Genomic DNA, 15,668 nt, shown 5'->3' with positions numbered 1-15,668 from the left:
TCCGGGATTTGTGGGCAGGATATACAAAAACCTTGTACACAAGTTTTACCGCTTTGCCCGGGTTGCGCCTTGAAAAGCCGTCACGCCTATTATATAATAAACATAGGAATCTGTAAAATTCTGTCCGCAGGTTTTTAGGCTACGGACGGTACAAAAATTTTCAGGAGGCAACACAGATGAAGGTTCTGGTTATTAACTGCGGTTCTTCTTCCCTGAAGTATCAGCTGATCGATATGGACGGCGAAAAGGTGCTGTGCAAAGGCCTGTGCGAGCGCATTGGCATGGAGAGCAGCATGATCACTCACGAGGCCAACGGCACCAAGGCCACCACCCCGGCAATCTTCCCCACCCACACCGAGGCTTTTGCCGAGGTCGTGAAGAAGATGACCACCGGTGCAGGCAAGTGCATCAATGACGTGAGCGAGATCGACGCCATCGGTCACCGCGTCGTGCATGGCGGCGAGAAGTTCAAGAGCAGCTGCCTGATCACCGATGAGGTCATCAACACCCTGCGTGAGCTGAGCCCGCTGGCTCCCCTGCACAACCCCGCTGGTATTCTGGGTATCGAGGCCGCCCGCAAGGTGTTCGGCAACATTCCCATGGTGGCTGTGTTCGACACCGCCTTCCACAGCACCATGCCGCCGAAGGCTTATATGTACGCCATCCCCTACGAGTACTACGAGAAGTACGGCGTGCGCCGCTACGGCTTCCACGGCACCAGCCACAAGTACGTTGCCCACAAGGCAGCCGAGTATCTGGAAGAGCCCATTGAGCGCCTGAAGCTGATCACCTGCCATCTGGGCAACGGCTCCTCCATTGCCGCAGTCGATCAGGGCAAGGTGGTGGATACCTCCATGGGCATGACCCCGCTGGCCGGCCTGATGATGGGCACCCGCTGCGGCGATCTGGACCCCTCTGTGGTCAACTACCTGAAGTACACCCTGAACATCACCGGCCACGAGCTGGACGAGATCCTGAACAAGAAGTCCGGCCTGCTGGGCATCTCCGGTGTTTCCAGCGATAAGCGTGACGTGGAAGAGGCTGCCGCGGCCGGCAACAAGCGCGCACAGCTGGCTTCCGATATGCTGAACTACCAGATCAAAAAGACCATCGGCAGCTACATTGCAGCTATGGGCGGCGTGGATGCCATCGTCTTTACCGGCGGCATCGGCGAGCACGATGCCATTGCCCGTGCAAAGATCTGCCACCACATGGATTGGCTGGGCATCCGCATCGACACCGAGAAGAACAAGCACCCTGTTGGCGATGTGTGCGAGATCACCGCTTGGGGCGCAAAGGTGCGCACGCTGGTCATTGCTACCGACGAGGAGCTGATGATCGCCCGCGACACCAAGGAAGTCATCGAGAAGTAAGCTTTTCCCAAAGGGCTTTGCAGGGGCTGCTGCACAGAATGTGCGGCAGCCCCTTTTTGCTTGTGTGAAAAAGTGGTTCAGAAACACCCGTAGGTGTTTCTGAACCGCAAATCATAAATTATCTGCCGCTGCGTATAACCTGTGCGGCGCGCCGCTTTTCCATCTTCCGGCGGTGATTTTACCCAAATATATGCTGTCGGTTTGTGCTATGTGTACAAATAAAAGGGCGAACGGTTGTTTTTTGGTTGACAAATCTCAAAAATAACGGTACAATAGGAAAGTCCTCAATCCGAGGGCGTTTATCTATTCAAGCCCCTGGTAAGCTTACTGATCAGCGCGATGGTCCCAAAACCAAAGGTATGGTTACAATCCTTCCGTGGGCAAGAACTAACTAAAGAGGAGATACTACTATGTTTGAAGACAAGACTCTGGTCTGCAAGGACTGCGGTAAGGAATTTGTTTGGACTGCCGGTGAGCAGGAGTTCTACGCTTCTCGCGGCTTCGAGAACCAGCCCCAGCGCTGCAAGCCCTGCCGTGACGCCCGCAAGAACGGCGGCGCACGCAGCAACAGCGGCGAGCGTCAGATGTTCGACGCTGTCTGCGCAGCTTGCGGCAAGGCCTGCAAGGTTCCCTTCCAGCCCCGTGAGGACCGTCCGGTCTACTGCTCTGACTGCTTCGCTCGCATGAAGCAGAACTAAGCGCTGATTTTCATTTAAATCGGTAACAAATCCCCCCGCTGCCAGTCGGCAGCGGGGGGATTTTTGCGTTTCTCTTCAGGTATTCTTACGCTGATTTGCGCCCGAGAGCAGCAGCACCGCGCGGCATAGCCGCAGCTTGAGCAGCAACAGCTTTACCTGGTCGTTCCGGCTCTGCATGGCGTGCAGTGGGGTGCTGCGCACCGCCGTGCGCACCCGGGGCTTTTGCAGGGTACTGCGCAGCCAAGCAGTCTGCTCGGAAAGGGAAAGCGGGCTGCATCCAAGATTCTTGATTCCCATCATCAGGTCGCGGATCGTGCAGTAGCTCGCCTTTGCGCGGTGCATGGGGCTGTCCTGTAAGCCCCACGCGGCAACGGTGTCCCACACTGCATCGCTGAGATAAAAGTTATCCTCCAGACGCTCCGGGTGGTAGCTGTTGGACAGACTGCCCCGCCGGGCAGCGGTGTAGTGGTACAGCGGCTTTTCCAGCACCACCAGACAGCCGGGATTTTGACGATAAAAGGCTACAAAGAACAGCCCGTCCTCCCCCAGCTGATGGCAGGAGAAACGCAGCCGATGCTGCTCCAGAAACGCCCGGCGGAACAGCTTATTGGTGACCAGATACGAGGACGCCGTCTCGTCGAAATGTTCCTTGAAGGGCGCGCCCCGGTACACGCCGGAGAGGGTGCTGCCGCTGGTCTGCGTGTGCAGCAGCCGGTCGTTTTCATCATAGCTGTCCAGATACAGCCCAAACTCCACGCAGTCCGCATCAGCATTCCGGGCGGCATGATACAGCACTTCTGCCGCATCCGGCTCTACCCAGTCATCCGGGTCCAGAAAGAAGATATACTCGCCCCGGGCTGCATCCAGACCCGCGTTGCGGGCAGTGGCTACGCCGCCGTTGGGCTGGTCGATGAAGCGAAAGCGCGCATCCTCGGCAACAGCCTGTGCACACAGCGCGGCGCTGCCGTCCTTAGAGCCATCGTTGATGAGAATGGCCTCGAAGTCGGTCAAAGTCTGCGCCCGCAGTGAGCGCAGCGCCCGGGGCAGCAGGCGCTCCATATTATAAACAGGCACTATAAACGAGATACAGGGCATTGTTTTCACTCCTTGCCGTCACACTTCCTTCATCAGAATATGGATGCGGTCCCGCATCTCCTGCCGACTGTCCGGCATCCACACCTTGGGTTCCGGGGGCTTTTTGCGCTCCATGGCGTAGGCAAGCGTCACCAGACGCAGCGCCATCGTGCTCCAGAAATAAAAGGCGGTATTATCGGTCAGGTAGGTCACCGTCATATAGCCTAGCTCGGACAGATACAGCAACGTGGTCTCTTGGTCTGCATAGCGCTGCCAGAACAGCGGAGTCAGAACATACTGGATGCTGGACCAGAGCAGAAAACCCGGAAAGCCTACCTCTACAAAGACCTTCAGGATGTCGTTGTGGAAGGGGTAAGGCTGGTTGATGAGCCCGTCATTATACCACTGGGCGATGATGGTGTCCACATATTCAAAACCGCGGCCGATATAGGTGATAGAAAATTCATAGTAGGGATTCGCCATGCTCCACAGATAGTCCCGTCCCATCATGTCAATGCCAAAACTGTTCAGCAACCTTGAAATAACACCGTAGCGCACACAGTAGAGGAATGCCAGAAAAAACAGGATACAGCAGACGCCCACTGCCGGGTAAAACCAGCCGGGGACTTTGCGCTTGCGGAGAAGCAGAGCAATCAGGACGAACAGAACCACCGCCGGGATGGCGATGCGCTTCATGCCGACCAGAAAAAACCAGCAGCAGAGCAGCAGATACAGACAGCGCTTGCGCTTTTCCTGCCGGGTAGTACGAGGAGCAAAAACGGCGTAGTACAAGATCATCTGCCCGAACACAAAGGTCAGGTCGTGAATCTCCAGCTGCAGCGCATAGCCATCCGCATCACCGAAGGTGATCAAACAGGTAACGAGAGACTGGATGCTGGCTGCAAAACCGTAGCCAGGAATGCTCAGCAGCATGATGGCCGTGTTGGCAATGCAGATGCTGATGGTAAACAGCTCGATGGCTTTTTCCCGGAACAGATAGACCAGCGCCACGGCAGTGAGGATGGCAATACTCTGGAACACGATCTTGGAGCAGCTTCGGATCATGGAAGACACTGCGGCAAAGCTTTCGATCCAGATGACCATCGACCAGAAAAACAGCGCCGCCATCAGGGACATATAAAGCAGGGTAGGCTTCCATAACTCCCGGAGACGCTTTTCGTCCGGGTAAAACAGGGTGTACAGCATTGCCAGCCCGATCACCCCCAGAGAGATGGCTTTGGGAAGGCCGCCCACTGCGCTGTTGATTGGTTTCCACTCTCCCAGCCCGGCACCGGCCAAAAAGACCACGCAACCGATGGTCAGCAGTTTTTGCCACAGCGGGCTGTCCTTATAAAACAAAGAGGCCGGAGTTTTCCGGCTGTAATCCTTTTTGGTCAGGATCTGATCCAATGTGTGCATGAAAAGGGCTCTCCTTTTATTGTGGGTGTTCCCGCAGCCGCCGGGGGGTTACGCCTGCCCTCCCAGTTGCAGGTACTGCTGCTGTAAGCGGGCGGCGGCGATGTTGATATCGTAGCCCGCCTGTCGGATCAGTTCTGCACCAGCAGATCGGTCGCAGGGCTGGTGGAGCATCCGCTGCAAGCCTGCTGCCCAGTCTGCATTGCTGGCGGAAAGCGGGATCTGGATGGCATGGGAAGAAAGCAGCACCTCCGCCGGCACTGCGTCCGAAAATACGCACCCCAGCCCAGCGGCTTGCGCCTCGATCCCCACCACCGGCAGACCCTCAAAGCGGGAGGGCATGACGAAGAGATCCATCATCTGGTACCAGTCGGCCACATTGCTTTGCAACCCGGCAAACAGGATATGGTCTGTGATGCCCAGTTCCTGCGCCTGTGCACGGACAGCCTGCTCCAGCCTGCCGGTACCAATGAGCACCAGCATCGCCCGGGGTTCCAGCTGCAAAAAGGCGGCAAAGATTTCCAATAGACGCTCGTGGTTCTTGCGGACATCAAAGCGGCCTACATGACCCAGCACCACCCGGTCCTCCAGCCCGTAGCGCGCCCGCATTTCGGCGCGGACGGCGGGGGAGAAGCGGAAGGTCTCCGGCTCGATGGCGTTGGGAATGATCTGTCCCCGGCGCTCCCAGTCCGCTTTGCCAAAGTAGTAGATGCCCGCATCCCGGCCGCAGGCCCACAGGTGGGTGGCGGCGCCGGGCAGCAGCTGCTTACAGAACATCTTCAGCGGCCACTTGTAGTCCCGGACGATCCAGATATTATGGGCGTGGGCAATGCGCACTTGCAGCCCGGCCTTCTCCGCACCCTTCAGGGCATAAAGCCCCATCGCCTCGTTGTGGGCGTGCAGGATGCGGATGCGGGGGTCTGTGGCCACGGTCTGCTGCACAAAGCGCAGATACGCCGGGTAGTGCAGCGGGTTTAATCCCGGACTCTGGTAGATATGCCCGCCCAGACGGCGGATCTCGTCGTCGTAATCGCCGGGCTTTTGCTTGTTGACGATAAAATCAAACTGGACCTTTTCGCGGTCGATATGCCGGTAGTAGTTCATCAGCATGGTCTCGATCCCGCCGCGGTCCATATTGCTGACCGAATGCAGCACTCGTATCATGGGTACTCCTTACATTATAACAACTGAAATCTTCTGCCGTAGCGGCACCACAGCCCAAAGTCCTGCTGCCGCAGCGCCCGGGCACCCCAGCGGGCACGGCGGGGCAGTGCGCCCTCTTGCGGCAGCGCCTTTGCGTACAAAGCACAGCACAGCCGGAAAACAGCCTGCTGCGTTTCCGGCGGCAGGCCGGATACAGTGGCATAGCAGAAAGCCGAAAGCTGCAGCGTCAGGGTGCAGCGGTACAACGCATCGTGGGGCAGGCCCAGCGCAGCATCCTGCACTGCCAGCTGCTCCATGATCCAGTAGCTCTGCACGGCGGCAGGGCGGTGCTGACTTGTGGCGGTAAGCCCCTTGGGGTTTTTGCGCCACAGATAGACCATCTCCGGCACAGAGGCCACAGTCTTTGCCAGCCGGAATACCAGAAAATGGATGATGGCATCCTCAAAGCAGGTATAGTAAGCCGGAAAGCGCACCTGTGCAAACAGCTCCCGCCGGTACACCTTGCCCCATGGCATCCCGGGCAGCTCGAACCGCTCCGGCGCGGCAGCACCGGCGTAGACTGCCGCCGGGTAGCGCTGCACCGGGCCGTGGGTGCCGTCGGTGTACAGGTACTGCCAGCCGCCCTGCACCACATCGGCGTCAAGGCGCTGTGCGGCCTCCAGCAGGGTGCGGATGGCACCGGGCAATAACAGATCGTCGCTGTCCACGAACATCAGCCAGCGGCCCACGGCGTGGCGTAGCCCCTCGTTGCGGGCGGCGGCGGCGCTGCGGGGCGCACTGCAATTGCACAGCAACACCCCGGGCAGTGCCCGGTAGCGTTCCAGCACGGCGGCTGTGCCGTCGGTGGAATCGCTGTCCACCACGATCAGCTGCACGGTGCAGCTGGTCTCCTGCTGCAAAATGCTGTCCAGACAGGGGCCGATGGTAGCTTCGCCGTTGTACACCGGCACAATGACCGAAAGGGTCACCGTCGGGTCCTGCGGCGGCAGCAGCGGGCAGGTCTCTTCTGCTGCGGGTTTCGGGCACAGGGCTGCCAGCGCGGCGCGGTCGGCCTGTGTGCTGTCCGGCAGCGGGGCACCGCCCCGGTGCAGCAGATGGTACAGCCCAAGGTCTGCATGGCCGCAGGCTGCGCCGCACACGGCGGCAGCGCCCGCCAGCAGACGGCTGCGGGTGTGGCAGTGGATCAGCTGGTAAGCGCGTCGGTTCTGGATCATGCTTCACCACGCTCCGTTCCGGCAAGGACAGCGCCGCCCTCCTCTGCGATCAGGGCCATCTTTTTCTGTGCGCAGCGCACAAGGTCGCGCACATGGTAGAGCTTCTCCTCCGAGGCGGTGGCCCATGCGGCGGTGAACAGGATGGGGTACTCCGGGTTGAGCTTATTGTACTCGTCCACCTGACTTTGCAGGATGCGGATCATGACCTCTGCCTTCCGGGTGCTGCATTCATCAAAGAAGGCAAGGAACTTGCCCGCGCCGTTGTAGCCCACCGTGCCGTCGGTATCGCCCATCAGCTGCAAAAGACCGGAAAAATCCTTCAGGATGCCGTCACCCACATGGTAGCCGAAGCGGCGGCTCATCTCGGTCAGGTTGTCCAGCTGCAAAGCAAAGCAGGTATAGTCCTCCGGCAGGATGCGGTCGGCCATGCCGGTGATATACACGTTGAGCTTTTCGCGGTTGGGCAGACCGGTCTTTTTGTCCACATACAGCAGATAATCCACCGCATCCGAGATGCGGCCCAGCAGAATTGCGCCGCAGCAGCCGATGACAAAGAACAGCACCAGCGCAAGCATCAGGTACAGCTTGACATTGATGGCGGCAGCCACCTGCACCGAGCTGATCATCTTCAGATAATCCGCGCTGATGTACAGGTTCAGCTCCTTGCTGCTGGTATTGATGATCTCGTAGTAGCTTTTCAGCTGCGCCTCGTAGTCGTTGATCATGCTTTCCATTGCAGCATGCTGTTCGCTTGTACCGCCAAAATCCACGTTGCGGAAACTTTGCAGGATCTCCTCCTGAAACTGCCGGTCGATCTGGCTGGATGCGACCTGCTGTTCCAGCGATACCAGTTTCAGCACCAGACCGTCGTAGGTGGTCTGTGCCTTATCGCCAGCACCTTCCAGCTCGATGTTATTCAGGATATAGTCCGAGGACACCACCTCGCCCCGGTCAGTAAAGTAGTTTTGCAGCAGATCGGCGTTCTTGTACACATACTGGTCGGTCAGGCTCCACAGACTGTCCCGCTGCTCGGTGGTGATCTGTTCGTTCTGCTTTGCAGTTTCGATGGTGTTGGCCAGATATTCCTGCAGCACCGTGCCGTCCCGCACCTGCGGGCCGTTGAGCACATAGGCGTACAGCGCCGGGATGGTGTATTTTTTGAAGTCGGAATAGATATCGCACAGGTCTGCATAGGTGTAGCCGGTGCGGGAGGAGCGAAAATTCGGGTAGTGCTCCCGCTTGCTCAGCAGATAGTCCTGCATCTCGTTGGTATCGTTTTCCAGAATGCGGATGCACTCGTAGTAATCGTAGCCGTTGTCCAGCAGACCGGACGAGGGGTTGAGCGAGAGCTTCTGCTCCACATATTTTTCCGTATAATAGGTGCAGTAGCTCTGGATGATGGCATCCAGCATATTGCGGGCATAACCCGCGCCCTGCTCTCCATCCACCACAAGGCTCACCTTGTAGGTATCCGGGAAATAGGTCACCTCTTCGCCCTTTTGCAGCAGTGCCTCGTTGATGGTCTGCTGATCTTCCGAGATTACCGGGGTCACCGAGATGTTGGAACGGATGGTGCTCAGCCGCCCGGAAGCACCCAGTGCATCCATGGCCTGCGAGATGACGGTGGAGGAGTAAATCTCGTTGACGTCCAGCTCGCTGCCGTCCGGGGTGTAGCCGTCCGAGATGCCGTCGTTGGTATAGCGGATAATGACCGATGCAGTGTACTTCTGCCTACCGTCTGCATACAGGTAGATGGCGGCCGCACCTGCCAGCGACACCAGAAAGATCAGCAGGCTGAAACGCTTCAGATAGCGCAGGATCTCAAACTTTTTCATCTGCGGTGCCTTGCCTTTCTGCGTTTACGTTCGTGGAGCAGCCATGCGCTGCCCAGCATCACGGCAACGGACTCCATCAGGGTCTTTTTCAGGCTCAGGCGCTGCAGGAAGGAGGCCGAGCCGTAGGTAAAGGTAATATAGTTCTGGGATTTGTACTTGATATACGCCTTGTCCAGTACAAACAGCTGCTCCGAGATCTCGTTGATGGCGGTCTCCAGCTTGTTCACCATGGCCTGCGCCTCGGCCAGACGCGGCTGGCCGGCATCCAGCTCCCGGATCTTCTGGATCACATAATTCGTGCTCACGATCTCGGACTGGTAGTCGGTGGCATCGGCCAGAGAAGCGTCTGCCGCTCGCGCCAGCGCATCCATGGCGGTCTTGGTGCGGGACATATAGTATTCGCTGTCCTCGTCCACGGTGGGGATCATCATGATGGAGGTCATGGACTTTTCGTAGATGGAAATGCCCTTTTTGTCGGCGTCATAATAAGCCTGCTGGGTGCGCATGGCAAGATCGTCGATCTTGTTCTTGTATTCCAGAATGCTGGTCAGCATGGACGGGTCGCGGGCAACGCCGCCCTCAATGACAAAGGCCATGGCATTGGGCAGGTCGTAATCCACCAGATTGTTGATCTTTTTACCCAGCGTGGTAAAGTTGTTGGTGGCAGAGTCGGGGTTTGCCTCGTCCGTAAAGCTTTTGTTCTCCTGCAGACGAGCGTTCAGGTAGCGGTTCAGCCCCTCAGCGCGCACCTCCAGCTCGTTCAGCCGTAGGTAAGGCTCACACGCAGAGGTCACTTCCAGCTTTTCCTTCAGCAGGCTCTGGTTGTCGCAGTAGTTGCTCTGAAAGATCTCCCGGTAGGATTCGCACACGCTCTGCAAAAGATCCGTAGCCTTGCGGCTGCCAAGCTCCAGCTTGCGGGTATTGATGGAAAGATAGTAGTTGGTGCTGATATACTCGCTGCCGTTGGCGCTGCCGGTGCCTTCCGGGCTGAGATAAAGGCACTGGGCCAGCTGGGATGCAGTCAGGCTGTCCTGCAAGCCCACCCGCCGGATGGCGCGTTCCATCACCTCGTCCGAAACGATCTCGTAGGCGTTGAAGCGGGTCTTGTTGGGGTTCATGCCAAGCGCCGCCTCGGAGTAATTGAAGGAGAGGCTGGCGGTGGCGCTGTCCGCACTTTTGAAATAGTGAACCAGCCCGAACAGACAGCACAAGGTCAGCAGGCAGAAAAACAGACGGTATTTATTGATCCAGATATGGCGCAGCGCCTGTTTGATCTTTTCTTTGATGTCATCCATGGCATTCTACCCTTTTGCAGCGGCCTGCACGCGCGGTGCAGACTGCTTAGTCGATGTCAATGACCGAAAGCTCCGGCACGTTATTGATGCGGGGCACCCAGCTGGAATCGCCCAGTCCCCGGCTTACAATGAGGGTGGCGTTGTTGGCAAGCGTATAGCTGCCCCCGGCATAGTCGGGGAAAAAGCCCTCCTCGGCGGTATAAAGCGGACCGATCTTCGGCAGACGCACGATGCCGCCGTGGGTGTGCCCGGCCAGTCCCAGCTCAAAGGAATAATTTTCCAGATGCTCGGGAAAGTAGGTGGGAACGTGTGCCAGACAGATGCGCAGGTCATAGTCCGTCTGCGGCTCCACGCTGTCCATAAAGGTACTGGCACCGTAGTTGTAAAAGTCCTCCGGGCTGCCCTCCACGCCCAGAATGCTGATGACATTGTCGTGGATGGTATAGCGCGCCTCCTGATTGCGCAGGACGGTCACCCCGGCGGCGGTGAACTTTTCCACCAGTTCCCGGTCGTTGTCCAGAAAATACAGCTCGTCCTCGTGGTTGCCCAGCACGCCGCATACCGGGGCAATCTCGCTCAGCTGACGGAACAGAGAAAGCATATTATCATAATTGGTGCCTTCGCCGTAGGTCACAAAGTCGCCGCCCAGCAGGATCAGATCCGGGGCAAGGCTGCGGACATCCTGCACCAGCTCACAGTTATCTGCTCCGTATTCCCGCAGATGCAGGTCGGTCAGAAAAACGACCCGGCAACTCTGGGTCAGCTTGCGGGAATGGATCTGATAGAACTCTGCCGTATAGTGGGTGCGGTTATAGCAGATATTCTGCCACAGCGCCCCGCCCAGCAGGGCAAGCAGGGCAACAAGAACCAGCAGCGTCAGCAGCACCTGCTTCCAGAGGAACGCTGCCCTCTGTGCGCCGCCGCTGTGTGTATGTCTGCTGTTTTGCGCTGCGCCTTTTCCGTGTTTTGCTTTGATAAAGGCCACATCCTTTCTGCCGGGGAACGTTGCATAGAGAAGGGCGCAGCACAAGGCCGCAGCCCATCTTTCCAAAAACGGATACAAAAACTGATATATAAATAAATTATAACATATTTAGTAGGAAAAGCAAAGAGAGCATCTCTGCCATGGGCGGATTTCACATTTGGGAGTTCCCATCAAAAAAGGGATGCCGCGCACGCAGCATCCCTTTTGTATATTTGCAGATCAATCGTCGTCGCTGTCCAGCTTGAGCACGGCGGTAAAGGCCTCGCTGGGCAGGGAAACGCTGCCCAGCTGACGCATCTTCTTTTTGCCTTCCTTCTGCTTTTCCAGCAGCTTCTTTTTACGGGAGATATCACCGCCGTAGCACTTGGCCAGCACGTCCTTGCGCATGGCCTTGACCGTCTCGCGGGCAATGATCTTGCCGCCGATGGCTGCCTGCACCGGGATCTCAAACAGGTTGCGCGGGATGTTGTCCCGCAGCTTTTCGCAGATGCGGCGTCCCTTGGCGTAGGCGTTGTCCCGGAACACGATCATGGACAAGGCGTCCACGGGGTCGCCGTTGAGCAAAAAGTCCAGCTTGACCAGATCACTCTCGCGGTACTCCTTGAACTCATAGTCGTAGCTGGCGTAGCCCCGGCTGCGGCTCTTGATGGCGTCAAAGAAGTCGTACACGATCTCGCCCAGCGGCAGCGCGTAGTGCAGATCTACCCGCACATCGTCCAGATACTTCATATCGATCAGGACGCCGCGCTTGCTCTGGCAAAGATCCATCAGGCCGCCCACATAGTCGTTGGGGGTGTACAGATGCACATCCACAAAGGGCTCCTCCTGCTTGACGATGTTGCTGGGGTCCGGGTAGCTGGAGGGGTTGTCGATCATCTCCACAGTGCCGTCGGTCAGGGTCAGACGGTAGCGCACGCTGGGGGTGGTGGTGATGATGTCCAGATCGAACTCCCGCTCCAGACGCTCGGTGATGATCTCCATGTGCAGCAGACCCAAAAAGCCGCAGCGGAAGCCGAAGCCCAGCGCGGCACTGGTCTCCAGTTCAAAGGTCAGGGAGGCGTCGTTCAGCTGCAATTTTTCCAGCGCGTCCTTCAGGTCGGGGTACTTGGCACCGTCGGCGGGGTAGATGCCGCAGAACACCATGGGTTTGACCTGACGGTAGCCGGGCAGCGCTTCTGCGGTGGGGCGCTCTGCCAGCGTGACGGTATCGCCCACGCGGGTGTCCTGCACCGTCTTGATGCTGGCGGTCAGGTAGCCTACCTCACCGGCCTGCAGCTGGGCGCAGGGGGTCAGGGAGGTGGCACCCATGTGCCCCACCTCCACCAGCGTGAACTCTGCGCCGGTAGCCATCATGCGGATGGTGTCGCCGGGCTTCACCGAGCCCTCGAACACGCGGATGTAGACGATGACGCCCTTGTAGCTGTCGTAGATGCTGTCGAAGATCAGCGCCTTTAAAGGTGCGTCCGGGTCACCGGTGGGGGCGGGGATATCGCTCACCACACGCTCCAGCACCTGATCGACGTTCAGGCCGGTCTTGGCGGAGACGCGGGGCGCGTCCATGCAGGGCAGGCCGATCACGTCCTCCACCTCCTGCGCCACCTCGTCCGGGTGGGCGCTGGGCAGGTCGATCTTGTTCAGGATGGGCACCAGTTCCAGATCGTGCTCCAGTGCCATATAGGTGTTGGCCAGCGTCTGCGCTTCCACGCCCTGCGTGGCGTCCACCACCAGAATGGCGCCCTCGCAGGCGGCCAGACTGCGGCTGACCTCGTAGGCAAAGTCCACGTGACCCGGGGTGTCGATCAGGTTGAACTCGTAGGTCTTGCCGTCCTTTGCGGTATAGTTCATGGTCACGGCACGCGCCTTGATGGTAATGCCGCGCTCGCGCTCGATATCCATGTTGTCAAGGATCTGATCCTCCATGGTGCGCTCGTCCACGCTCTTGGTCAGTTCCAGAATGCGGTCGGACAGGGTGGATTTGCCGTGGTCGATATGTGCAATGATGCAGAAGTTGCGGATGTTGTCTCTTGCCATGTAGTTCCTCCGGGCAGCTTTATGCTTCTAAGATCCAGTCCTCCACGGCCACGATCTGTCCGTGGTCGCGGTAGACGCGGGGCACGCGGCGGGAAACGCCGCACAGCACTTCGTAGGGGATGGTATCGGTCTTGCGGGCAATGGTCTCTGCGGTGTCGCTTACGGTTCCGCCCCACAGGATGGCTTCATCGTCCTCGCGCACTTCCGGTACATCGGTCACGTCCACCATCATCTGATCCATGCACACCCGGCCCAGTACCGGGCAGGCTTTGCCGTGGATCTCCACCACGCCCTTGCCGCAGCTCAAAAGCCGGGGATAGCCGTCGGCATAGCCGGTGCAAAGGGTGGCTACCTTGGTGGGCTTTTCGGCGGTAAAGCGGCGGCCGTAGCTGGCGCACTGGCCGGGCTGCATCTCCTTGATCATGCTCACCACGGTCTTAAGGGTCATTACCGGCTTAAAGCGGCCAAAGCGCACCTCGTCGCTGGGGTCGTAGCCGTACAGGATGATGCCGGGGCGCGCCATGCAGCGCTCCCGGGGCAGTCCCTCCGGCCAGTCCGGGTGCAGCATGACCCCGGCAGAGTTATCGCAGTGTACAAGGGCAGGCTCCCGCCCGGCGGCCTTCAGTGCGTGGAAGGCTTTCACGAACAGTGCGTGCTGCTCGGCGGTGTAGGCTACATTCTCCGGGGCGGTGTCATCGGCCACGGAAAAATGCTGGAACAGGCCGGTCATTTCCAGCCCGGGCAGCGCACAGGCCTCCAGCATCTCCCGGATGGCGGCGTCAAAATCGGTGCGCAGGGCAAAGCCGATGCGCCCCATACCGGTGTCGGCCTTGAGGTGGATGTGTACCCTGCCGCCTGCCGCCACGGCGGCTTCGCTCAAGGCGCGTGCCTGCGCAAGGGAGTAGCAGGCCACGGTGATGTCGTTCTGGATCAAGGCGGCGGCGTAGGCGGGCTGTACATGCCCCAGAATGAGGATGGGCAAAGTCTGCCCCGCCTTGCGCAGCTGCACAGCCTCGGTCAGGCAGCTGACCGCCAGCCATGCGGCGCCCTCCTCGGCGAACACCCGGGCGCACTGTACCGCGCCATGGCCGTAGCTGTCCGCCTTGACCACTGCGCACAGGGGCAGTGCCCCTGCCCGGGCCTTTACCTCCCGGAAATTATACCGAAGGGCCTCGAGGTCGATCTCGGCCCAGACGTGTTTTTCAAACGGTTGTTTCTGCATGATCTGTTTCCTTTTTTGGTACGATAAAGCTGCCCCGGCCCGTGTGGACGGGACGCCAGCCGTCAATGCCGCTCTCCTGCAAAGCATGGAGAGTCTTTTGGCGGAAGGCGTGGTCGGTGCGGCAGCGCTCCTGCACAAATTCCTTGGTCTGTTCCCGCACGGTAACGCCGTCTGCGGGGCAGCGGCTCTTCACGATGGGCAAGCCCGCCTCCCGCACGGCGCACTGCACCTCGTACTCGGTTGCCAGCAGCATGGGGCGGATGAGGGTGAGATCCCGCTGGGAGAGGTAGGTCACCGGCGAGAAGCAGCCGATGCGTCCCTCCCGCCAGAGGTTCATATAAAAGGTCTCCACGGCATCGTCCAGATGATGCCCCAGCGCCACCTTGTTGCAGCCCAGCTCCTGCGCGGCGGTGTGCAGCGCGCCCCGCCGCAGCTTGGCACACAGGGCGCAGGGGTTCTTTTCCTTGCGGTACTCGAACACCACAGGGCCGATCTCGGTACGGCGCACCTCGTAGGGGATGCCGTGCTGCCGGAACAGCTCTGCCAGCGCGGAGTAGTCCATGGGCTGATGGTCGAACTGCGGGTCCAGCGTGACCGCCACCACCTCGTAATCGAAGCCGATGTACTTGCGCAGCATGGAAAGGCCGATGGTCAGCGCCACGCTGTCCTTGCCGCCGGAAACGCCCACCATCACCCGGTCGCCGGGGGCGATCATTTCATAGTCCTGTACGGCCTTGCGCATTAAACCGCAGAGCCGCTGCATTGCACGAAGATCACTCATGACAGGCTCACGCTTTCTACCAGATTGACCACATCGCTGATGGACGCCAGCTTTGTCAGCGCCGAGACATAGACCACATCGCCGCTGTCGTAGGTAATGGTGGCCAGCACGGCGTAGTAGGTGCGGATATCGCAGCGCACCGCCTCTACCGCTGCACCCTCCACGGTCAGGTTGACCTTGCGGGGCTTGATGACGCCGTAGGCCTGCTTGAGGTCGGCTTCCGAGTCCTCGATAAAGCTTTCGTAGCTGTCGGCGGTGCCCCGCTGTAACAAAACGGCCTGATAGTCCTCGCTGTCTGCCGTGTCGGCGGTGGCCAGCTCCAGCACGGTGCCGAGGGTTGCGTCCTCGGTCATGCGGCACACGCTCCACACGCTGCTGTCGTAGTAGACAGAGATGCCATTCGTGCCGGTATAGTGGGTGTCAGGCGTCGCGGGGGTCTGCCGGTTCACCAGCAGGGTGAGCACCATGTAGGCTGCGATGCCCAGACAGATGAAAATGGCCATCGCCGTCAGCAGCTTGGAGCTGCGACGCTGCGCCGAAGAAGTGCGGTCGATCTCATTTGGCATGGATGTATTCTCCT

Annotated in this window: 13 protein-coding genes; 2 read left to right on the top strand and 11 right to left on the bottom strand. The window is 59.1% G+C overall.

Going from position 1 to position 15,668, the window contains the following annotated elements; genetic code table 11:
- Positions 1-176: 176 nt before the first annotated feature.
- Both MTP43_RS12695 and MTP43_RS12690 read left to right on the top strand, forming a co-directional pair.
- Positions 177-1,373 (top strand): acetate/propionate family kinase, encoded by a 1,197-nt coding sequence (locus MTP43_RS12695; RefSeq protein WP_117526350.1) that lies wholly within the window; start codon positions 177-179, stop codon positions 1,371-1,373.
- Positions 1,374-1,783: 410 nt separating this feature from the next.
- Entirely contained in the window at positions 1,784-2,071 is a 288-nt protein-coding gene (locus tag MTP43_RS12690) for a zinc-ribbon domain containing protein (RefSeq protein WP_005921120.1), read from the top strand.
- 75 nt (positions 2,072-2,146) lie between these two features.
- On the opposite strand, the gene MTP43_RS12685 is transcribed toward MTP43_RS12690, so the two are convergent.
- From MTP43_RS12685 to MTP43_RS12635, 11 genes are all read right to left on the bottom strand, one after another.
- Positions 2,147-3,166, bottom strand: coding sequence for a glycosyltransferase family 2 protein (locus MTP43_RS12685; protein WP_015537367.1), 1,020 nt, complete (start codon positions 3,164-3,166; stop codon positions 2,147-2,149).
- Between the two features lie 18 nt (positions 3,167-3,184).
- Complete coding sequence (locus MTP43_RS12680; RefSeq protein ID WP_113620763.1) at positions 3,185-4,564, bottom strand: O-antigen ligase family protein; 1,380 nt, start codon at positions 4,562-4,564, stop codon at positions 3,185-3,187.
- Between the two features lie 48 nt (positions 4,565-4,612).
- Positions 4,613-5,725, bottom strand: coding sequence for a glycosyltransferase family 1 protein (locus MTP43_RS12675; RefSeq protein WP_113620764.1), 1,113 nt, complete (start codon positions 5,723-5,725; stop codon positions 4,613-4,615).
- A 14-nt stretch (positions 5,726-5,739) separates the two neighbouring features.
- Positions 5,740-6,939, bottom strand: a complete 1,200-nt coding sequence (locus MTP43_RS12670; protein ID WP_015537369.1) for a glycosyltransferase family 2 protein — start codon at positions 6,937-6,939, stop codon at positions 5,740-5,742.
- Complete coding sequence (locus MTP43_RS12665) at positions 6,936-8,774, bottom strand: GGDEF domain-containing protein (protein WP_015537370.1); 1,839 nt, start codon at positions 8,772-8,774, stop codon at positions 6,936-6,938. Before MTP43_RS12665 ends, MTP43_RS12670 begins: the two co-directional genes overlap by 4 nt.
- Complete coding sequence (locus MTP43_RS12660) at positions 8,771-10,069, bottom strand: hypothetical protein (RefSeq protein ID WP_005921107.1); 1,299 nt, start codon at positions 10,067-10,069, stop codon at positions 8,771-8,773. Before MTP43_RS12660 ends, MTP43_RS12665 begins: the two co-directional genes overlap by 4 nt.
- A 46-nt stretch (positions 10,070-10,115) precedes the next feature.
- On the bottom strand, positions 10,116-11,054 hold the full coding sequence (locus MTP43_RS12655; RefSeq protein ID WP_242994668.1) for a metallophosphoesterase: 939 nt from the start codon (positions 11,052-11,054) through the stop codon (positions 10,116-10,118).
- Between the two features lie 219 nt (positions 11,055-11,273).
- Positions 11,274-13,085, bottom strand: coding sequence for a translation elongation factor 4 (gene lepA / locus MTP43_RS12650; RefSeq protein ID WP_005921103.1), 1,812 nt, complete (start codon positions 13,083-13,085; stop codon positions 11,274-11,276).
- Positions 13,086-13,104: 19 nt separating this feature from the next.
- Positions 13,105-14,307: an alanine racemase gene (gene alr / locus MTP43_RS12645; RefSeq protein WP_097783053.1), complete on the bottom strand. Its 1,203-nt coding sequence runs from the start codon at positions 14,305-14,307 to the stop codon at positions 13,105-13,107.
- Complete coding sequence (locus MTP43_RS12640; RefSeq protein ID WP_005921098.1) at positions 14,288-15,088, bottom strand: tRNA 2-thiocytidine biosynthesis TtcA family protein; 801 nt, start codon at positions 15,086-15,088, stop codon at positions 14,288-14,290. The genes alr and MTP43_RS12640 overlap by 20 nt, the downstream gene beginning before the upstream one ends.
- Positions 15,085-15,654 carry a hypothetical protein gene (locus tag MTP43_RS12635; RefSeq protein ID WP_015537376.1) on the bottom strand — a complete coding sequence of 190 codons (570 nt, stop codon included), beginning with the start codon at positions 15,652-15,654 and terminating at the stop codon, positions 15,085-15,087. Before MTP43_RS12635 ends, MTP43_RS12640 begins: the two co-directional genes overlap by 4 nt.
- Between the last annotated feature and the right edge of the window lie 14 nt (positions 15,655-15,668).

Origin of the sequence: Faecalibacterium sp. IP-1-18 (assembly GCF_023347355.1) — a bacterium.
GTDB classification, from domain to species: domain Bacteria; phylum Bacillota; class Clostridia; order Oscillospirales; family Ruminococcaceae; genus Faecalibacterium; species Faecalibacterium prausnitzii.
This window is presented reverse-complemented; position numbering and strand designations above follow the sequence as displayed.